The following is a 19428-nucleotide window of genomic DNA, read 5'->3' as shown; positions in this document are numbered from 1 at the left end:
CAGTCACCGATGGTGAGACTGTCGGCATGCAACGGGGGCGGACGGTAGCGGGATGGACGGCGGTCGGTGCGGCAGGCGTGTACGTCGCGTTGAAAGGCAGCTGGGTCGCCGGCGGCACGTTCGGGGTCAAGGACCTCGGGAACCTGACCCGCGGCGAGTGGGCCGTGGACAACCTCGTCACGGGCGGGCTCGCGGTCGCCGGGGTCGGGGTGGCGCTCGCCGCGATCCGGCCCTGGGGGATGCGGGTGCCGGTGTGGCTGGTCGCGGTGCCGATGTGGGTCGGGGCGGGCCTGCTCGCGCCGTTCGTGGTGCTGATGCCGGCGGCCGCGGCGTTGAAGGCCGCCGGCTGGTGGGAGCCGCCGCCCCCGCCGGACGGTGACCCGACGCTGCGGCCGTGGACGTTCGTCATCGTGTACGGCAGCTTCGTCGTCCTCGGTGTCGCCCTGGCGGTCGCGTTGCTGCTGTACGCCCGGGACCGGTTCAGGCCGGTCGTCGCCGGGAGCGTCGGGCAGGCGCCACGCGGGTTGACGCACGCGGCGCAGGTGCCGCTGGCGTGGGTCGCGGCGGTCATCGCGGCCGGGCTCGCGGTCCTGCGGTTGTCGTGGGTGCTCGGCGGCACGGCCGGGCTCCGCTCGGGCGCCGGTCGCGACGCGTGGCTGCGGCTGCAGGACACGGTGACGGCGGCGCAGTTCCTGTGCGCGGCGATCGGCCTGCTGGTCATGGTGCACCGGTGGGGGCCGCGGCGGCGGTTCGCGGTGCCGCTGGTCGCGACGTGGCTCGGGGCCGGCGGGATGGTCGCCGGCGGGTTCCTGAGCATGCCGACGATCCTCGCCGGGCAGCGGTGGACGGCGCACGGGCAGACCTTCGCCGGGTACGCGACCGCCACGTTCCTCACCTGCGTCGCCGGCGCCCTGATCAGTGTCGTCGCCCTGTTCCTGCTGGTGGAGCGGGCCGGGACGGTCAAGCGCGACCAGCTTTCAGCCTGACGGTACGGGGGACGGCTCGTCGCGGACCGCGCCGTGCAGGAACACCTCGACGATGTCGGCGGGGTCGCCGCCGGCCATGACGAGGTGCTGGAACATGCGGGCGAGGTATTCGGGGTCGCGGCGCAGCCGGTCCTGTTCGGGTTCGAACAGGACCGCGAGGGCGTCGACGGTCGCGGTCATCGAGTCGCGCCGCCGGTCGCGGACCGGGGCGGCGGTCGGGTCGAGGCGGCCGGTGGTGAGGTGCCGGACGGCGCCGGCGACCGCGCCCATGCGGCTCATGTACGCCCGGAGCGTCTCGACCGCCTCGATGAGCCGGTCGGCGAGCGGCTGGTCGAGGTCGATGGCGCGGACGTGGGCGAGGGTGTCGTCGTGCCGGAGCGCCTCGGCCATGCAGGCGGCGAGCAGGGCGTCCTTGTCGGCGAACACGCGGAAGATCGTGCCCTCGCCGATGCCGGCGGCGCGGGCGACCTGGGCGGTGGTGACGCTGGATCCGTGCTCGACGACGAGGGGCAGCGCGGCGGCGACGATCATCGCGCGGCGGTCGTCGGGGGTCATCGGCGAGGAGCGTTTCCGGGGTTCGGTCATACCTCCATCCTGAGGAGTGAGTACTCACTCCGTCAAGGGTGTCCTATCGTGATCCTTTGTGAACGGTGTGCAGCTGCTCCTGATCATCTTCGGCGGGATCACCGTCGCGGCCGTCGCGCACCGGCGCGGCGCCCAGCCCGGCCTCGTCGTCGTCATCCTCGCCGCCGCCGCGTCGTTCATCCCCGGCGTACCGCGGCTGCAGCTGGACAGCGAGCTCATCCTCGCCGTCGTCGTGCCGCCCCTGCTCTACTCCGCGACCAGGGGCGCGTCCGCCTCCAGCTTCTCCGCGAACTTCCGGCCGATCTTCACCCTCGGCGTCACGCTCGTCGTGCTCACCACCGGCGTCGCCGGGTACACCGGGTCGCTGCTGCTGCCCGCGATCGGCCTGCCCGCCGCGATGGTCCTCGGCGCCGTCCTCGCCCCGCCGGACACCATCACCACCGTCACCCACGGCGAGGCGCTCGGCCTGCCCCGCCGCGTCACCGCGATCCTCACCGGCGAGAGCCTCGTCAACGACGCGACCGCCCTGACCCTGTTCAGCCTCGCCGTCGCCGCGACCGGCGCCGGGCACACCCTGTTCGACAACGGGTTCGTGCTGTTCCTGTACAACGCCGTCACCGGCATGGCGGTCGGCGCGGCCCTCGCCGTCGCGACCCTGTGGCTGCGCAAACGCCTGCACGACCCGGTCCTGGAGACGTCGGTGTCGCTGCTGCTGCCGTTCACCGCGTTCCTGCTCGCCGAACAGGTCCACGCCTCCGGCATCCTCGCCGTCGTCGTCGCCGCGTTCTCCGTGTCGGTGAACACCGCCCTCGACAAGCGCCACCAGTACCCGGGCGCCTACCGTTCCCGGCTGCAGGAGGCGACCGTCTGGCCCGTCGTCGACTTCCTGCTCGAGACGTTCGTCTTCGCGTACATCGGACTCCAGCTGAAGTTCGTCGTGCAGAGCCTCGCCTCGTCGGACACGCTGCTGCGCACCGTCGTCACCGCCGCCGTATTGCTGGTAACGGTAATTCTCTTCCGGCTCGGGTTCGTCTCCGGCTCGTTCGCGTGGTGGGGGCTGCGCCGCCGCGGCGTCGAGCACCGCGTCGCCACCGACCCCCGCGCCCAGGAACACTTCGAACGCCGCCGCCAGTGGCGCGCCCGCCGCGGCCGCACCCGCGAGGTCCTCGGCGAACCCACCCCGAAGGAGGCGCTCATCGTCGGCTGGACCGGCATGCGCGGCATCCTCACCCTCGCCGCCGCGGCCGCCGTCCCCGAACGCCTCCACGACGGCACCCCGTTCCCCGGCCGCGACGAGATCCAGGCGATCGCGCTGCTCGTCACCCTCGGCACCCTGCTCATCCAGGGCATGACGATCCCGCTGCTGGTCCGCCGGCTGCGCATCGACACCGCCGCCGAACACGCCCGCGACGCCGACCTGCACGCCCGCGGCGTCGCCATCATCGAGGCCGCCGGCCCCGACTTCGACGCCCAGCGCGAAGCCCTCGCCACCGCCGTCTACAAGGAGGAGCTCGACGACGCCACCGCCCGCAGCCTCATCCACGACGTCGACCTCCGCCAGGCCGCCCACGACACCCAGTGACGGATCAGCGCGCCCGCTGACGGCGGCGCCGGCCGGCAGGCGGATGATGGGCGGATGATCGACACGAATCCGGATGACGTCCCGGCTGGCGGCGCACGGTGGAGGGTCGCGGTCGTCGGACCCGGCGGCGTCGGCGGCCTGCTGGGCGCGGTGCTCACCCGGGCCGGCAACCCCGTGCGGTACGTCGCGACGCCCGGCACCGCGGACGCGCTCAACGCCGGCGGTGTCACCGTCGACAGCGCGCAGTTCGGGTCGTTCCACGTGCCCGCCACCGCCGGCACCCGGCTGACCGGGCCGGTCGACCTGTGCGTGCTGGCCGTCAAGGCCACCGCGCTCACCGCCGCCCTCGACGCGCTGCCCGCCGGCGACCTCGGCGACGCCCTGATCCTGCCGCTGCTCAACGGCGTCGAGCACCTGGCGGTGCTGCGGCAGCGGTACCCGGCCGGGCAGGTCCTCGCCGGCGCGATCCGGGTCGAGTCGACCAGGACCGCACCCGGGCGGATCGCGCACACCAGCCCGTTCTCCGGCATCGACGTCGCCGGGCACGCGACACCCCGCGGCCGCCTCGACGCGCTCGCCGCCGAGCTCCGGCACGCCGGGTTCGACGTGACCGTCCGCGACGACGAGACGGCGCTGCTGTGGGGCAAGCTCGCGTTCCTCGCCCCGCTCGCGCTGCTCACCACGCACGCCTCCGCGCCGGCCGGCACCGTGCTCGCCGACCGGCGCGCGGACCTGCACGCGGTCATCGACGAGGTCGCCGCCGTCGCGGCCGCCGCCGGAGCATCCGTCGACCCGGCCGGGATCAGGGCGATGTTCGACCGCCTCCAGCCCGGCATGAAGTCCTCGATGCTCCGCGACGCGGAGGCCGGCCGGCCGACGGAGCTCGACGCGATCGGCGGCGCCGTGCTGCGCGCCGCCGCCGGCCACGGTGTCGCGACCCCGGTCACCGCCCGTATCGTCGCCGACCTGCGAGCCGTTGCGCGGCCGTGACACACGACGTCGACCGCCGCTGACCGCATCGGGCAGACTCGTCCGTCATGGGGATCTTCAACCGCCGCCGCACCGGTACCGACGACGTGGCGCTCCTCGCGTTGCAGGGCGAGGACATGATCGAGCAGCTGGCGCAGGCACACGTCACGTGGGGCCTCGGCACCGCCGACCGGTGGGGCCTCGACCAGCGCACCGGCGTCATCACCTGGACGTTCCCGGACAAGACCGCGTCCGCGCCGGCACAGATCCTGGGCAGCTTCAACGCCTCCACGTCGTCGTGGGTATGGGCGTGGGGCAACGGAAGCATCCTGCCGGAACTGTCCGTGGCCGCCGCCCAGGTCCGCGACTGGGGCGCCGAGCGCGGACTGCCCGCGTTCACGCAGGCCCGCGTCGACGTCGACGAGGAAGGCGCGGCGACCCTCGTCACGGTCGCCGTCCGGGTCACGACGGCGACCGGCTTCTACCGCGCCTCCGGGACCGCGTCGGTGCCGGTCATCACGTTCGGCCCGGTCACGCTGACCGCCGCCGACGGCACCACCTCGACCTTCACCGTCGACGTGTCCTGACCCGCGCCACCGCACCGTGAACCCGATGAGCGGCGTCACGGGCCCCAGAGGCAGCAGGCGAACACCACGATCGCGGTGGTGACGAGGAGGACGGGCACGATCAGGGCAGGCAGCATCCGCGTCTCGCCGCGGGCGTGCGCGGTGGCCCGCCGCCACCGGCGCTCGTCCGCCCGTGACGGCTCGGCCGTGAGCCGCTCGACGCCCGGCCCGCCGGCGAGCCCTGCCAGCAGCGCGTCGACGGCGTCGGCGGTGGCGCCGCGGGCGTCGAGCCAGGCCACGACCTCCGGCGGGCCGATGCGCACCAGGGCGGCGAGCAGGTGCTCGGTGCCGACGTGCCCGGCCCGCTCCTGCGCCGCGACGTGAAACGCCTGCTCCATGACCAGCTTCGCCGCCTGGTCGAACGCCACGCCGGTCGCGGCCGACGCTCCGGCGTCAGCCTGGGCGGGCGGCCACAGGCCAGCGGTGTTGCCCGGAGATCCGGCGAGCGCCGCAGCGAGGTCCTGCGGCGTCATCTCGCGCCGGCCCTCCGACGCCGTCAGCAACGCCATACGTTGCAGGGCTGCCCTGGCCTCGTTCGTCGTCCGCTCGATCACGGACGGAGTTGTACACGACGGCCACCCATGATCGTCAAGCTGGGCTTCACGGTCGCGGCGGAGTTCGGCGTTGATCACGCGCGGGGCGGACGGCAGCGTGGACGGCATGTATGTGACTGACATCCAGGCCCTGACCACGACCGGCGTCGAAGCGCTGCGGGACCGCACCGAGATCGTCGACGCGCTGTACCGGTTCGGGCTCGGCCAGGACCTCAAGGACCGCGACCTGTTCGCGTCCGCGTTCGCCGCAGACGCCGAGCTGGACTTCCGCCCGGCGGCGGCCCGCTGGGGCGCCGACGTGCCGCTCATGACCGGCCGGGACGCGATCGTCGGGCAGATCCTTGCCCTGTTTGCCGGGCGGGTCGACACCACCCACACCGTCACCAACCCGCGCGTGCGGATCGACGGCGACCGGGCCGACCTCACCGCCATCGTCGAGGCGCAGCACCTGCTGAGCGCCGACCACGGGACGTTCGCGCTGCTGAAGAACCTCTACGACGTGGAGCTGGTCCGCGACGGCGGCCGCTGGGTCGTGCACCGGATGCGGATCGCGAACGTCTGGTACACCGGCGACCCCGCTGCGATCTTCAACGGGTAGCCAAGCCCCGGAGCCAGTCGAGGACGAGCTAGCCGACAGGACGGCATCGCCAAACCGGGCTCCACGGTACTAACTGCCGGTGAGGGCGGCAGCGAGGTCGGCGGACCGGCCGAGGAGGCGGGCGGTGGCGATCGGATCCATGTAGTCCTGGTACAACACGATCTCGCCGGCCCGGACGCGCATGACGCCGAGGGCGCGGAACCGGTACGGCCCGCCGGTCACCGCGGACCGCCCGTGGTGCTCGATCTGCGCGACGACGACTTCCGGGTCGGTGGTCTCGTGCACGACCGCGTCGACGCCGTCCATCTCGAACAGGCCGCGGGACGCCGCGGCGCCGCCGTGGTACGCGCGGATCGCGTCGCGACCCCGCAGCTCGCGGGGCTGGCCTGGCAGCGCGAACGGGTACTCCAGGACGCCGTCGGCGGCGAACAGGTCGGCGAAGGGCCCGCCCTCACCCGCGACCATTCGCCGGACCTCCTCGGCCACCTCGCGTGGCGTTCTCACCATGTCTGCCTCCACCTAGAATCGGAACGATGACCCCGGTTAGACGATACGGAACGGTGGCCCCGGTTAGCAATGGCTGAGCAACCCCTGCGCGCCGACGCCCGGCGCAACCGCGACCGCATCCTGCTCGCGGCCCGCGACGCGTTCGCCGAGGCCGGGTTCGCGGTGCCCCTCGACGAGATCGCCGCCCGCGCCGGCGTCGGCCCCGGCACCGTCTACCGCCACTTCCCGACCAAGGAGGCGCTGTTCCAGGCGGTTATCGCCGACCGGGTCGCCGGGCTCGTCGCCGAGGCGCGCGACCGGGCGGGCGACCCCGACGCCGGCGCGGCGTTCTTCGCGATGCTGTCCCGGCTCGGGGGTGAGGGCGCCGCCAAGCGGGACGCGTCCGAGGCGATGACCGTCCCCGGCCCAGTCGTCGCGGAGCTGCACGAGGCGGTCGGGGTCCTGCTGCACCGGGCGCAGACGGCCGGAGCGGTCCGCGCCCACATCACCGTCGAAGACCTGTTCGCGCTGCTGAAGGGGCTTTTCACCGGCATGCACGACAGCGACGACCCGGGCCGCGCCCAACGGCTCCTCGCCGTTGTCACCGCCGGCCTGCGCCCGCCGCACTGATCGGCGGCGAGGTCAGCCGGTCGCGTCGTAGGCCGCCGCCCACAGCCCGGCCCACAGCGGGAGCCGCTGGTCGCCGGAGTGGGCGCGCTGCATCATGACGACGGTCGTCGTGTCCTCGGCGGGGTCGGTGTACCAGACGGTGCCGTAGAAGCCGGGCCAGCCGTAGCTGCCGGGCGACGGGCCGGGCCGGGTGCGGCGGGTCACGACCGCCATCCCGAACCCCCAGCCCATGTCGTCGAAGTACCCGGACCAGAACCCGGAGACCGTCTTCTGCTGCGGCGTCAGGTGATCGGTCGTCATCAGCGCCACCGACGCCTCGGACAGCACCCGCTCGCCGTTGAGGGTGCCGCCGCCGCGCAGCATCGAGGCGAACGTGAGGTAGTCGAGGGCGGTGGAGACGAGCCCGCCGCCGCCGCTCTCGAACACCTGCGGCCGGCTCCACCGCCCGTCGGGGCGGTCCTCGACGACAGGTGCGCCGTTGGTGTCGTTGTCGCGTTCGTACGCGGTGGCGAGCCGGTCGAGGCTGCCCGGCTCGACGACGAAGCCGGTGTCGCGCATCCCGAGCGGACCGCAGATCCGTTCGCGGAGCGCCTCCCCGAAGGTCCTGCCGGTCGCGCGGGCGATGAGGACCCCGGTCACGTTGGCGGCCGTGTCGTACATCCACCGCTCACCCGGCTGGTGCGGCAGCGGCAGCGCGCCGAGCTGGCGCAGCCACGCGTCCGGAGGCAGCTCACCGACCGCGGCGAGGGCGTCGGCGATCGGCACCGTGCCCGGCTCGGCGGGGACCATGCCGGTGCCCAGCGTGTACGTGAGCAGGTGCCGCAGCGTGATCGGCCGGTCCGCCGCGACGACGTCGTCGAGGGGTCCGGCGGGATCGGCGAGGACGGTCATGTCCGCCAGCTCAGGCAGCAGCCTGTCGACCGGGTCGTCGAGGCCGAGGGTGCCGTCGTCGACGAGCGTCATCGCGCACGCCGCGACGACCGGTTTCGACGTGGACCCCATGCGGCAGATCGTGTCGGCGGCCATCGGCGTACCGGCGCCGGCACCGTCGAACGCGAGGTTGCCCACGGCTTCGACGTGGACCTCCCCGCGACGCGCGACGAGAGCGACCATGCCCGGCACGAACCCGGTGTCGACCTCATGCTGCAGGAGCGCTCGCAGTCTGGCGGTCACGCACCGCACGCTACACGCCGTCGGCGCGTCGGGGGCGGCGCTTCGAGGGCGGCGTCTCCGGGGCGGCGGGCAAGATACGTGTCATGAGTGGACCGTTGCGGGGTGTGCGGGTGGTCGAGCTGGCCGGGATCGGGCCGGGGCCGTTCGCGGGGATGATGCTGGCGGATCTCGGCGCGGACGTGGTGCGGGTCGATCGGGTCGGGCCGGGCTCGCCGATCGCGCCGCCGGCGGCGACCGACCTGCTCAACCGGGGCAAGCGGTCCGTCGCCGTCGACCTGAAGGACCCCGACGGGGTCGCGACCGTGCTCGCGTTGGCGCAGCGGGCTCATGTACTGGTCGAAGGCTGGCGGCCGGGGGTCGCGGAGCGGCTCGGTGTCGGGCCGGAGCAGGTCCACGCCGTGAACCCGGCGCTCGTGTACGGGCGGATGACCGGCTGGGGACAGGACGGGCCACGGGCCACGACGGCCGGGCACGACATCACGTACCTGGCGCTGTCGGGGGCGCTGCACGCGATCGGCCGGGCCGGTGGGCCGCCGCAGGTGCCGGTGAACCTCCTCGGCGACTTCGGCGCCGGCGCGATGTACCTCGTCGTCGGCGTCCTCGCCGCGCTGCGGGACGCGGAGCGGACCGGCCGGGGGCAGGTCGTCGACGCGGCGATCACCGACGGCGCCGCGCACATCACCACGATGCTGCACAGCATGCTGGCCGTCGGCCTGTGGCAGGACCGCCGCGGCGTCAACATGATCGACACGGGGGCGCCGTTCTACGACGTGTACGAGACCGCCGACGGCCGTCACGTGGCGGTGGGCGCGTTCGAGCCGCAGTTCTACGCCACGCTCGTCGCCACCCTCGGCCTGACGGATCTGCCGGACCAGCTGGACGTCGCGCAGTGGCCGGTGCTGCGGGAGCGGCTCGCCGCGGCGTTCCTGACGAAGACCCGCGACGAGTGGTCCGCGCTGTTCCACGACGGCGACGGCTGCGTCACCCCCGTACTGTCGCTGCACGAGGCGCCGCAGGACCCGCACCTGCGGGCGCGGGGCACGTTCGCCGACCACCTCGGCGTCGTGCAGCCGGTGCCGCAGCCCCGGTTCTCCACCACCCCCGCGACCCTGACCGGCCCGCCGCCGCTGCCCGGCCAGCACACCGCGGAGGTCTTGAAGGACTGGGGTCTTCAGGACGAGTAGCCGGGCGCCCCGGTGCAGCGGTCGATGACCGGGGTCGTCGGCCGCAGCGTCGCCGGGTCGAACTCGACCCGCCACTCCTGCCCGTCGACGGTCTTCGCGACGAGGCTGTTCCCGACGACCGCGGCGGAGGCGAACGTCCACGCGTCCAGCCCGTGCCCGGCGTACGGATCGTGGACGAAGCAGGCGACGGTCGAGGTGCCGTCGCGGCTGAGCAGCCCGTCACGCGACCGCAGCCGCAGCGTCCGCTCCTGCCGCACGATCACGTCCTGCTCCCACGCGACGACCCGCACGTCCGGGCCCGACGCGACGACCGCGGGCGCGTGCGGGTCGTACTCCTCCGTGGCCACGGACACGAGCCCGGCGGCGCCGACGGCGAGACCGAGCAGGCCGATGCCCGTCTGGGTGAGCAGCCGCCGGGCGCTCTCCGGCATGAGCCCGAGCACCGCGACGATCGCCACCATCGCGGCGAGAAACCCCGTGAGGAACGGGTGCGCGAGCGGCTCGAACGCGACGTACCTGGCGTGCGCGGCCACCGCCGCGGCGACCGTGACCACGACGGCTCCGGCGGCGACACCGAGCATGACGACAGCGGTCCTACGGCCCATGTGGACATTCTCGCAGGACGATGCGAGACGGCGGGGTACCGTGCCGGTCGAGGGCAAGTTACTCTCGGGTAGGTGAGCACTGAGGCTTTCGTTTACGACGCTGTCCGCACCCCGCGCGGGCGTGGCAAACAGAACGGCTCGCTGCACGGGGTGAAGCCCGTGTCGCTGGTCGTCGGGCTGATCGACGAGCTGCGCCGCCGGTATCCCGGGCTCGACCCGGCCGACATCGACGACGTCGTCCTCGGCGTCGTCTCCCCGATCGCGGACCAGGGGTCCGACATCGCCAAGACCGCCGCGATCGCCGCCGGCCTGCCGGACACCGTCGCCGGCGTGCAGCTGAACCGGTTCTGCGCGTCGGGGCTGGAAGCCGTGAACGTCGCCGCGCAGAAGGTCCGCTCCGGCTGGGAGGACCTCGTCCTCGCCGGCGGCGTCGAGTCGATGTCGCGGGTGCCGATGGGCTCCGACGGCGGCGCCTGGGCGATGGACCCGGAGACGAACTACGAGACGCGGTTCGTGCCGCAGGGCATCGGCGCCGACCTGATCGCCACGATCGAGGGCTTCAGCCGCGAGGACGTCGACGCGTACGCCCTGGAGTCGCAGACCCGCGCGGCGAAGGCGTGGGCCGGCGGGTACTTCAACCGGTCCGTCGTGCCCGTCCGGGACCGCAACGGCCTCGTCGTCCTCGACCGGGACGAGCACCTGCGCGCCTCCACCCTCGAAGGACTCGGGCAGCTGCCGGCGTCGTTCGCGATGATCGGTGAGATGGGCGGCTTCGACGCGGTGGCGTTGCAGCGGTACCACTGGGTCGAGCGGATCGAGCACGTGCACACCGCCGGCAACTCCTCCGGCATCGTCGACGGCGCGTCGCTCGTCATGGTCGGCAGCGAGGCCGCCGGGGCGCGGGCCGGCCTCACCCCGCGGGCGAGGATCGTCGCCGCCGCGGTCAGCGGCGCCGACCCGACCATCATGCTCACCGGTCCCGCGCCCGCGACCCGCAAGGCCCTCGCGAAGGCGGGCCTGACCGCCGCCGACATCGACCTCGTGGAGATGAACGAGGCGTTCGCAGCGGTTGTACTGCGCTTCGCCAAGGACATGGACTTCGACCTGGAGAAGGTCAACGTCAACGGTGGCGCCATCGCGATGGGTCACCCGCTCGGCGCGACCGGCGGCATGCTGCTCGGCACGCTCGTCGACGAGCTCGAACGCCGCAGCCTGCGGTACGGCCTGGCCACGCTGTGCATCGGCGGCGGCATGGGCATCGCCACCATCGTCGAGCGAATCTGAAGGGCGCGCAGCACATGACCGACACGATCCGCTGGGACCGTGGGGACGACGGCGTCGTGGTCCTCACCCTCGACGACCCGGCGCACTCCGCCAACACGATGAACGACGCGTTCGCCGCCGACCTCGGCACGACCGTCGACCGGCTGACCGCCGAGAAGGACACCATCACCGGCGTCGTCATCACGTCGGCGAAGAAGACGTTCTTCGCCGGCGGCGACCTGCAACGCCTCGGCAGCCTCGGCCCCGACCAGGCCGCCGACGTGTACGCCTCCTCCATGCACCTCAAGGGTCTCCTGCGCCGCCTGGAAACGCTCGGCCGGCCGGTCGCCGCCGCGATCAACGGCTCCGCGCTCGGCGGCGGCCTGGAGATCGCGCTCGCCTGCCACCACCGCATCGTCGCCGACGACGCCCGCATCGAGATCGGCTTCCCCGAGGTGACGCTCGGGCTACTGCCCGGCGCCGGTGGGGTCGTGCGCACCGTGCGGCTGCTCGGCATCGCGCAGGCGCTGCTCACCGTCCTGCTCCGCGGGCAGCGGCACCGGCCTTCCGCCGCCCTCGAACACGGCCTGGTGCACGAGGTCGCGCCCCGCGACGAGCTGCTCTCCCGGGCCAAGGCGTGGATCGTCGCGAACCCCGGCGCGGTCCAGCCGTACGACGTGAAGGGCTACCGCATCCCCGGCGGCACCCCGGCGCAGGCGTCGTTCGCGGCGAACCTGCCCGCGTTCCCGGCGACGCTGCGCAAGGAGCTCAAGGGCGCCCCCTACCCGGCGCCGCGCAACATCCTCGCCGCCGCCGTCGAAGGCGCCCAGGTCGACCTCGCCACCGCGTTCGCCATCGAGGGCCGGTACTTCACGGAGCTCGCCACCGGGCAGATCGCCAAGAACATGATCAAGGCGTTCTTCTTCGACATGCAGCAGGCGAACTCCCGTGGCGCCTCCGCGGCGCCGTTCGGCAAGGTCGCCGTGCTCGGCGCGGGGATGATGGGCGCGGCGATCGCGTACGTGTGCGCGAAGGCCGGCATGCAGGTGCTGCTCAAGGACGTCACCGTCGAGGCCGCCACCCGCGGCAAGGAGTACTCGGTCCGGGTCCTGGCGAAGAAGCCGTTCCTGCCGGCTGAGGAGATCCTCGGCCGGATCACGCCGACGGCGGACCCGGCTGACCTGGCCGGGTGTGACCTGGTGATCGAGGCGGTGTTCGAGGATCCGGCGCTGAAGCACAAGGTGTTCGCGGAGGTCCAGGACGTCGTGGCGCCGGACGCGTTGCTGTGCTCCAACACCTCGACGCTGCCGATCTCCGCGCTCGCGGAGGGGGTGACGCGGCGCGAGGACTTCGTCGGGCTGCACTTCTTCTCGCCCGTGGACAAGATGCCGCTCGTCGAGGTGATCCGCGGCGCCGGCACGTCGGCTGCCGCTGTCGACCGGGCGCTGGGTGTCGTCCGGCAGCTGAAGAAGACGCCGATCGTCGTCAACGACAGCCGCGGGTTCTTCACCAGCCGGGTCATCGGCACGTTCACCGGTGAAGGGCTGCTCATGCTCGCGGAGGGCGTGGCGGCGCCGTCGATCGAGCAGGCGAGCCTGCAGGCCGGCTACCCGGCGGCGGTGCTCGCGCTGATGGACGAGCTGACCCTGACGCTGCCGCGGAAGATCCGGCTCGCGTACGGCGACGCGTGGACCCCGACGCCCGCCGACGCGCTCATCGACCGGATGATCGACGAGTTCGGCCGGCCGGGGCGCTCCGGCGGGGCGGGCTTCTACGAGTACGTCGACGGCAAGCGCGACCGGTTGTGGCCGGGCCTGCGCGAGCACTTCGCGTCCGCCTCCGCTGAGATGCCGTTCATCGACATGCAGGAGCGGATGCTGTTCGCCGAGGCGCTCGAGTCGGTGAAGTGCCTCGACGAGGGCGTGCTCACCAGCGTCGCGGACGCCAACGTCGGCTCGATCCTCGGCATCGGGTTCCCCGGCTGGACCGGCGGCGTCCTGCAATACATCAACCAGTATTCGGGCGGGCTGCCCGGGTTCGTCGCCCGCAGCCGCGAGCTCGCCGCCCGCTACGGCGCCCGCTTCGAACCGCCGGCGCTGCTGCTGCGCAAGGCGGAGGAGGGCTCGCAGTTCGTCTAGGAGCAGTCCTCTCGATTCTACGTAGTCGCATGATCACTCTACGTTACGGTCTTCGGTTGCGGGGCGGCGGGCCTGTCGTCGCCCTCCAACCGGGGGACGGACGGGGGAGACCGCGATGGCGGCGTTCGGGGTGCTGCTGCGACGAGGCCCGGCACGGACTCTGTCGGCGTTGGCGGCGTCGGTACTGGCCGCGATCGGCGGGACCCTCGCGGTGCCGGGTTCGGCGGCCGCCGCTGAGCTCGCGCAGCAGCACATCACCTGGACGGACACCGCGGACACACCGCTGACCACCGGCACCGTCTCCGTCGCGGCGGTCGCCTCGTCCGGGCTGCCCGTCTCCTACACCAGCACCAGCGGCGATGTGTGCACCGCCGACGGCGACGTCGTCACCCTGCACAGGCAGGGCCGCTGCACGATCCGCGCCACCCAGGCCGGCAACGCCTCCTTTGCCGCCGCGGAACCGTCGAGCTCGTCCTTCGCCGTCCTCGGCCGCGCCCAGAAGATCACGTGGACCCCGACCCCGGACGTCTCGGTCACCGCTGGGACGGTCCGCGTGTCGGCGACTGCGTCGTCGGGGCTCGCCGTCATCTACCGGACCGCGACGCCCCGCACGTGCAAGGTCAAGGGCGGCACCGTCACCCTTGTCGCCGGCGGCACCTGCACCGTGCGCGCCACCCAGCCCGGCAACGACGAGTACGCCCCGGCGCCCCGCGCCGACGACTCGTTCATTGTCGGAAAACTGGCGCAGACAATCCGGTTTTCCCGCCCCGCCGACACGGCGATGACGACCGGCACCGTCCACATCGACGCCACCGCGACGTCCGGGCTCACGGTGACCGTCACCAGCCGCGACCGCACGGTGTGCACCGTGTCGGCCCGCCGGGTGACGCTGGTCGGCGCCGGCACCTGTGTGCTGCGGGCTGCGCAGCCCGGCAACGGCAGGTACGCGCCCGCACCCCGGGTCGAGCGGCGGTTCACCGTCGGCCGGGGCGTTCAGACGATCGAGTTCCCCACGCCGGGCCCGGCGCCACTGCCTGCCGGCACGGTGACGGTCACACCGTCGGCGTCGTCGGGCCTGCCGGTCACCGTCACCAGCGCGAACCTGGCCGTGTGCACCGTCGCGGGCGCCTCTTCCCCAGGACCTTCCTCCTCCGCCGGCTCTTCGTCTGAAGATGCGTCCGTCGGTGACTCATCCGCTCCCGGCACTGCCGCCGACGCACCTGCCGCCGGGGCTTCCACCAGCGGTTCTTCCAGCGGCGGCACCTCCGCGGGGAACTCTTCCACCGGGACCTCCACCGGCGGCACTTCCGCAGGCGGCGCTGCCGCTGGGACGATCGTCACGCTGCACACCGTCGGCACCTGCGTGCTGCGCGCCACCCGGGGTGCCACCGGGGACTGGTCGGCCGCAGCGGCCGTCGAGATCAGTTTCCCCGTCGTCAAGGGCACCCAGACGATCACGTTCCCGCCGCCACCCACGACCGCGGCCGGTGCGACCGTCACGCTGCGGGCGACCGCATCGTCCGGGCTGCCCGTCACCTACACCGCGTCGACCCCTGCCGTCTGCACCGTCGCCGGCGCCGTGGCGACCCTTCGCGTCCCCGGCGCGTGCGCGGTGCGAGCCACCCAACCCGGCGACGGCCGCTGGGACCCGGCACCGGCCGTCGACGCCACCTTCACGGTCACCGGCGACGCGCAGACGATCGCGTTCCCCGCCCCGCCCACCACACCCCTCACCGACGAGACCGTCCACGTGTCCGCGACCGCGACGTCCCGATTGCCGGTCACCATTACCAGCAATACGCCAAAGGTGTGCACCATCGCCGGCACCGCCGTCACGCTCCGCACCCCGGGCAGATGCACGGTGACGGCAACCCAGCACGGCGACGCCACCCATGCCGCCGCCCCGCCGGTGACCCACACGTTCACCGTCGCCCGTGGCGCACAGAGCATCACGTTCCCGCAGCCTGACACCCGGTCCGTGCTCGACGGCCCGCTGACAGTAGCGCCGTCCGCAACGTCATACCTGCCGGTCTCGGTGTCCAGCAGCACCCCGGACGTCTGCACCGTCGCCAGCTCCGTCCGGAACACCGCACCTGGCAGCGCACCCGGCAGCACACCTGACAATGCATCAGACGACACCACGGATGGCGCCGCGGCGGGCAGCGCACCCGGCAGCGCACCAGACGACACCACGGATGGCGCCGCACCAGGCAGCACACGTGGCAGCGCACCAGGTCTCACCACGGATGGCGCCGTGACGGGCAGCGCACCTGGCAGCGCACCAGGCAGCGCACCAGGCCTCACCACGAATGGCGCCGTGACGGGCAACGTGCGGGATGCCGCGGACGGCGCCACGGCGGACAACGCACGGGGCAACGTCGCTGGCGCCATGGGGGGTGCTCTGGCCGGCACCGTGGTCACGCCGCTCGCCGCCGGCGAGTGCAAGCTGCACGCCGTGCAGGCCGGTAACGCCGAGTGGGCGCCTGCCCGGCGGGTCACGCGGACCGTGCGGATCACGGCCGTGCGGCAGGCCATCACGTTCGCGGCGCCGTCGCCGGTGGCGGTGTCCGACGGGCCGGTCGGCCTGGTCGCGGTCGCCTCGTCGGGGCTGCCTGTCACGTTCAGCAGCGGAAGTCCCGACACGTGTTCGGTGGACGGCACGACGGTGACACCGCTCGCCGTCGGTGGATGCGTGCTCGTCGCTCACCAGCGCGGCGACCGGCGGTACGCGCCCGCGCCGGACGTGACCGCGACGCTCGCCGTCCTACAGGAACCGGCGCCGTTGATCATCCCGGCCGCCGCACCACCGACCCATGCCACCGCGGGCCGGATTGTTGATACCGACAATCCGGCTACCGGTGAGGCGGTCACGATCAGCGGCGGCGGCTTCAAGCCCGGCACCGCGGTCGAGGTCGTCGTGTACTCGACCCCGCAACCGCTCGGCACCGCGTACGCCGACGCCGCCGGGACGTTCACGCTGCTGGTCGTCGTGCCGACCGGCCTGCACCGTGGCGGGCACACGTTCGTCGCCGCCGGGTTGGCCGCCGACAACACCCTGCGCTACCTGTCGACCCCGGTCACCGTCCACCACGCCGCGGCGACGCTCCCGGTGACCGGCGGACCCGTCGGCGCCGTTGCCACGCTCGGCGGCTGGGCCGTCCTGATCGGCACCGTCCTGGCCCTGCTCGGCCGGCGCGGGCTGTGGCAGTACCGATGGCTGTACCGCTTCCTGTACCGCGCCCGCCACGCGATCTGACCGGGCAGTCCGTCTCGCCGGCGACTCCGTACCCCGGCGCGGTGCGCAAGGCGCTCGGCATCGCCAGACCGGTCGGTGTGGCCCGAAGCAGCGGCCACCGTCAGCGCCGCGGGGTGCGAGGTGGTCGTGTGGTGGCTCAGTCGTACAGGCCGGTGGTGATCCGGGAGACGGCGACGAGGGCGCCCAGGACGAGGACGACCGCGGCGATGCGGGGGAGCCAGCGGGTGACGGCGGGCATGGTCAGGGCGACGAGCCGGCCGATCGCCGCGGCCAGGCCGGCGAACGCGAGCGTCACCGACGGGCCGAACACGAACCAATGCAGCATCGGCACCTCGTTGATCTTCAGCGCGTCGACGAGGCCGACGTCGCCGGACTCGAACAGCTCGATGAGGTACCGGTACTCGGGGGCGGCGGCGAGGATCGCGACGGTCACGCCGACGATGAGGCCGCCGGCGTCGGTGCGACCGAACACCGGCTTCACCTCCGTGCCGTCCAGCTTCCGACGGGCGGCGAGCAGCGCGACCGTGGCGAGCAGGGCGGCGATGAGCAGCACGAACATGCCGGTGGTGCCGCCCGCCCAGCCGACGACGACCCCGACCTCCGCCATGATGATCATCGCCGGGATGAGCAGCAGGCCGTAGGCGACGGTGCGGACGACGGGGCGGCTGGCCGGCGCCGCGAACAGGTACGCCAGCCACAGCACGAACCCCGGGAACAGGTAGATGCGGGCCTCGCCGATCCACCAGCGCCAGTCGGAGAACTCGAACGGCAGGTGCCATTCGTGGTTGTACGCCTTCCGGCCGAGGAAGCCGAACAGCAGCAGCGCGCCCAGCAACAGTCCGGCGGTGACGAGTGCCGTGCGCACCGCGCCGGGCGCGGGAGTCGTCGCCGCGGCCGGGGACTGCGTCGTCTGTGCCGGTTGTATGGTGGCGGAGGGCGGCGCGCCGGCGCCGAACGCCAGCTCGCGTTCGCCGGCTGGGCTCGCCGGGCTCACCGGGTTCGCCGGGCTCGCCGCACCTCGGCGGGCGGCAGAGTTCGCAGACCCCGCCGGATTACTGATTACCGGATTGCTGATTGCCGGGTAATTGCCTGCGGGGCTCGCTGGGGCGGGCGGGGTGTGGGCGGCTGGGCTCGTCGGGGCGGCGGATCCGGACGCGGCGGGTGAGACGGGCCAGACGGGGCCGTTGTCGGGCCAGGCCTGCTCGGGTGGTGACGGCTCCGGCCTCCCGGCGCCCGGAAGGCCGGACACGGGGAGGCCGGAGCCGGGCGGCGGCGCGGCCGCGGCAGGGCGGCCGGACACCGGTGGGATCGAGAACATCGGGGTCTCGGCGGCGGGCGGACCGGCCGGCGGTGTCCCGGGCCGCGCGGAGGCCGGTGGTGGCGGAGCCGAGCCCTGGGGCGACCGCGCTGCGGGAGCTGCGGCCGCCGGTGTGCCGTACACCGCGCCGGCGGCGGCGCCGGACACGGGCGTCGGTGGCTGGTGCGGCACCGACGGCTGGGCTCGGGGTGCGCGGACGGAGGCGACGCCGCGGATCGAGCCGTCCGCGGCGGCCGCCGGTCCCGTGGCGGGGACGCGTGACGGAGCGGCTTGGGGCCAGAGCGGGTCGGCGGCGGATTGGCGTACATCTGCCGCGTCGCTTGCGGGTTGGGCTCCGGTCGTGGCGAGTGGCCGGGCGCTGCCTTCGGCGACGACGAGCTCCGGCTGCTCCAGGACCGTCGGAGCGATGCCGGTGGCCTGGTGGAGCAGTGTCGCGACGAGGGGCATGCGGCTGGAACCGCCGACGAGGAACAGGCCGGCGAGGGGACGGGCCGATTCGGCGGAGGTGAGGACGGTGCGGGTGAGCGCGACGGTACGGTCGACGACCGGCCGGGCGAGGCGTTCCAGCTGTTCGCGTCCTAGGGGTGCGTCCTGCTCGACGAGCGGAACGTGGATGTATGTCGACGCGGACCGCGACAGGATCTCCTTCGCGGTGCGGACGTCCTCCCACAGGTTGCGGTTGGCGCGGCGGTCGGCGACCGTCTGCGGGCTGGTGAGGCGGCGCATCTCGTCGGGGTGGGCGGTGGAGTGCACGGTGCTGAGGTATCCGACGATCGCGGTGTCGATATCGAGGCCGCCGGCGTCGTCGAGGCCCTCGCTGGCGATGACGTCCCAGCCGGTGGCAGTGCGGGTGACGACGGACGCGTCGAACGTGCCGGCGCCGAAGTCGTAGACGACGACGCGGCTGCCGACGGGAACAGCGGCGTCGGTCGCGGCGACGAAGAACGCGGCCGCGGCGACCGGCTCCGGCACGAGCTGTGGCGTGCCGAGGCCGGCGAGGCGGGCGGCGTCGAGCAGCACGGAGCGCCGGCGCGGGCCCCACGCGGCCGGGTAGGTGATCACGACGGTGCCGGGTCCGTCGCCCATGGTGCGGACCGTCTCGGCCCGGACCCGGGCGAGGGTCGCGGCGATGAGGGTCGCGACCTGGTGTTCGGTGTCGCCGAGCAGGACGGTGCCGTCGTCGATGCGGCGTTTGGGGTGCGGCTCGTAACGCTCCGGATGCACGCGGGCGGCGTGCATCGCCTCCCGGCCGACGAGCAGCCCCTGACCGTCCAGCGCCAGGCACACGCACGACGGCAGCAGCGGGAAGCCGTCGAACAGCACGGGCCGGCTGCGGCCGTCGGTCTCGTGGATGACGGCGACGGTGTTGGACGTGCCGAAGTCGATGCCGAGGCGGTACCGCACAGCAATCACCCGCGCACTGTACGACCACCGGACCAGGACCCGGAGGGTCGCAGACGGTTTACTGACAGATC

16 protein-coding genes are annotated in these 19428 nt (G+C 73.4%); 10 read left to right on the top strand and 6 right to left on the bottom strand.

Going from position 1 to position 19428, the window contains the following annotated elements; translation table 11 throughout:
* Positions 1–26 precede the first annotated feature (26 nt).
* Entirely contained in the window at positions 27–986 is a 960-nt protein-coding gene (locus ABD332_RS26790; RefSeq protein WP_344504891.1) for a hypothetical protein, read from the top strand.
* On the opposite strand, the gene ABD332_RS26785 is transcribed toward ABD332_RS26790, so the two are convergent.
* Positions 978–1571: a TetR/AcrR family transcriptional regulator gene (locus ABD332_RS26785; protein WP_344504890.1), complete on the bottom strand. Its 594-nt coding sequence runs from the start codon at positions 1569–1571 to the stop codon at positions 978–980. The genes ABD332_RS26790 and ABD332_RS26785 overlap by 9 nt on opposite strands.
* Before the next feature lie 58 nt (positions 1572–1629).
* Between ABD332_RS26785 and ABD332_RS26780 the strand changes: the two genes are divergently transcribed.
* From ABD332_RS26780 to ABD332_RS26770, 3 genes are read left to right on the top strand one after another with little or no spacing between them, the layout of a single operon-like run.
* Positions 1630–3153, top strand: coding sequence for a cation:proton antiporter (locus ABD332_RS26780; protein WP_344504889.1), 1524 nt, complete (start codon positions 1630–1632; stop codon positions 3151–3153).
* 54 nt (positions 3154–3207) lie between these two features.
* Positions 3208–4143: a ketopantoate reductase family protein gene (locus ABD332_RS26775; protein ID WP_344504888.1), complete on the top strand. Its 936-nt coding sequence runs from the start codon at positions 3208–3210 to the stop codon at positions 4141–4143.
* Positions 4144–4190: 47 nt separating this feature from the next.
* Complete coding sequence (locus ABD332_RS26770) at positions 4191–4709, top strand: DUF6882 domain-containing protein (RefSeq protein WP_344504887.1); 519 nt, start codon at positions 4191–4193, stop codon at positions 4707–4709.
* Positions 4710–4744: 35 nt separating this feature from the next.
* On the opposite strand, the gene ABD332_RS26765 is transcribed toward ABD332_RS26770, so the two are convergent.
* A complete protein-coding gene (locus ABD332_RS26765; RefSeq protein WP_344504886.1) occupies positions 4745–5302 on the bottom strand; it encodes a hypothetical protein in 558 nt (185 codons plus the stop codon).
* A gap of 106 nt (positions 5303–5408) precedes the next feature.
* Here ABD332_RS26765 and ABD332_RS26760 point away from each other — a divergent pair, with 106 nt between their 5' ends.
* Positions 5409–5900, top strand: a complete 492-nt coding sequence (locus ABD332_RS26760) for a nuclear transport factor 2 family protein (protein WP_344504885.1) — start codon at positions 5409–5411, stop codon at positions 5898–5900.
* 69 nt (positions 5901–5969) lie between these two features.
* Here the strand turns inward: ABD332_RS26760 and ABD332_RS26755 are convergent, their stop codons facing one another.
* The gene (locus ABD332_RS26755; RefSeq protein WP_344504884.1) at positions 5970–6407 is read right to left on the bottom strand and encodes a nuclear transport factor 2 family protein; all 438 of its coding nucleotides are present in this window, start codon (positions 6405–6407) and stop codon (positions 5970–5972) included.
* 69 nt (positions 6408–6476) lie between these two features.
* Between ABD332_RS26755 and ABD332_RS26750 the strand changes: the two genes are divergently transcribed.
* The gene (locus tag ABD332_RS26750; protein WP_344504883.1) at positions 6477–7016 is read left to right on the top strand and encodes a TetR/AcrR family transcriptional regulator; all 540 of its coding nucleotides are present in this window, start codon (positions 6477–6479) and stop codon (positions 7014–7016) included.
* Positions 7017–7028: 12 nt separating this feature from the next.
* Here the strand turns inward: ABD332_RS26750 and ABD332_RS26745 are convergent, their stop codons facing one another.
* Positions 7029–8189, bottom strand: a complete 1161-nt coding sequence (locus tag ABD332_RS26745; RefSeq protein WP_344504882.1) for a serine hydrolase domain-containing protein — start codon at positions 8187–8189, stop codon at positions 7029–7031.
* Between the two features lie 83 nt (positions 8190–8272).
* Between ABD332_RS26745 and ABD332_RS26740 the strand changes: the two genes are divergently transcribed.
* Positions 8273–9373, top strand: coding sequence for a CaiB/BaiF CoA transferase family protein (locus ABD332_RS26740; protein ID WP_344504881.1), 1101 nt, complete (start codon positions 8273–8275; stop codon positions 9371–9373).
* Here ABD332_RS26740 and ABD332_RS26735 read toward each other — a convergent pair.
* Positions 9361–9978 carry a hypothetical protein gene (locus tag ABD332_RS26735; RefSeq protein WP_344504880.1) on the bottom strand — a complete coding sequence of 206 codons (618 nt, stop codon included), beginning with the start codon at positions 9976–9978 and terminating at the stop codon, positions 9361–9363. The two genes, ABD332_RS26740 and ABD332_RS26735, sit on opposite strands and share 13 nt — an antisense overlap.
* A gap of 72 nt (positions 9979–10050) precedes the next feature.
* Here ABD332_RS26735 and ABD332_RS26730 point away from each other — a divergent pair, with 72 nt between their 5' ends.
* The 3 genes from ABD332_RS26730 to ABD332_RS26720 all read left to right on the top strand — a co-directional run bounded on the left by ABD332_RS26730 (position 10051) and on the right by ABD332_RS26720 (position 16635).
* The gene (locus tag ABD332_RS26730; RefSeq protein ID WP_344504879.1) at positions 10051–11262 is read left to right on the top strand and encodes an acetyl-CoA C-acetyltransferase; all 1212 of its coding nucleotides are present in this window, start codon (positions 10051–10053) and stop codon (positions 11260–11262) included.
* A gap of 14 nt (positions 11263–11276) precedes the next feature.
* Complete coding sequence (locus tag ABD332_RS26725) at positions 11277–13379, top strand: 3-hydroxyacyl-CoA dehydrogenase NAD-binding domain-containing protein (protein WP_344504878.1); 2103 nt, start codon at positions 11277–11279, stop codon at positions 13377–13379.
* Positions 13380–13494: 115 nt separating this feature from the next.
* A complete protein-coding gene (locus ABD332_RS26720; protein WP_344504877.1) occupies positions 13495–16635 on the top strand; it encodes a hypothetical protein in 3141 nt (1046 codons plus the stop codon).
* Positions 16636–16771: 136 nt separating this feature from the next.
* Here the strand turns inward: ABD332_RS26720 and ABD332_RS26715 are convergent, their stop codons facing one another.
* On the bottom strand, positions 16772–19366 hold the full coding sequence (locus ABD332_RS26715; protein ID WP_344504876.1) for an Hsp70 family protein: 2595 nt from the start codon (positions 19364–19366) through the stop codon (positions 16772–16774).
* Between the last annotated feature and the right edge of the window lie 62 nt (positions 19367–19428).

The sequence above is a fragment of the Dactylosporangium maewongense genome (genome assembly GCF_039531485.1).
GTDB lineage: Bacteria > Actinomycetota > Actinomycetes > Mycobacteriales > Micromonosporaceae > Dactylosporangium > Dactylosporangium maewongense.
The sequence above is the reverse complement of the archived record's forward strand: the minus strand, read 5'-3'. Positions and strand labels throughout refer to the sequence as shown.

What these genes read in the sequence shown, in the direction of transcription:
- ABD332_RS26785 (WP_344504890.1), bottom strand. Translation starts at nt 1,571, where the DNA reads ATGACCGAACCCCGGAAACGCTCCTCGCCGATGACCCCCGACGACCGC.
- ABD332_RS26740 (WP_344504881.1), top strand. Translation starts at nt 8,273, where the DNA reads ATGAGTGGACCGTTGCGGGGTGTGCGGGTGGTCGAGCTGGCCGGGATC.
- ABD332_RS26755 (WP_344504884.1), bottom strand. Translation starts at nt 6,407, where the DNA reads ATGGTGAGAACGCCACGCGAGGTGGCCGAGGAGGTCCGGCGAATGGTC.
- ABD332_RS26775 (WP_344504888.1), top strand. Translation starts at nt 3,208, where the DNA reads ATGATCGACACGAATCCGGATGACGTCCCGGCTGGCGGCGCACGGTGG.
- ABD332_RS26725 (WP_344504878.1), top strand. Translation starts at nt 11,277, where the DNA reads ATGACCGACACGATCCGCTGGGACCGTGGGGACGACGGCGTCGTGGTC.
- ABD332_RS26790 (WP_344504891.1), top strand. Translation starts at nt 27, where the DNA reads ATGCAACGGGGGCGGACGGTAGCGGGATGGACGGCGGTCGGTGCGGCA.
- ABD332_RS26750 (WP_344504883.1), top strand. Translation starts at nt 6,477, where the DNA reads ATGGCTGAGCAACCCCTGCGCGCCGACGCCCGGCGCAACCGCGACCGC.
- ABD332_RS26770 (WP_344504887.1), top strand. Translation starts at nt 4,191, where the DNA reads ATGGGGATCTTCAACCGCCGCCGCACCGGTACCGACGACGTGGCGCTC.
- ABD332_RS26735 (WP_344504880.1), bottom strand. Translation starts at nt 9,978, where the DNA reads ATGGGCCGTAGGACCGCTGTCGTCATGCTCGGTGTCGCCGCCGGAGCC.
- ABD332_RS26760 (WP_344504885.1), top strand. Translation starts at nt 5,409, where the DNA reads ATGTATGTGACTGACATCCAGGCCCTGACCACGACCGGCGTCGAAGCG.
- ABD332_RS26720 (WP_344504877.1), top strand. Translation starts at nt 13,495, where the DNA reads ATGGCGGCGTTCGGGGTGCTGCTGCGACGAGGCCCGGCACGGACTCTG.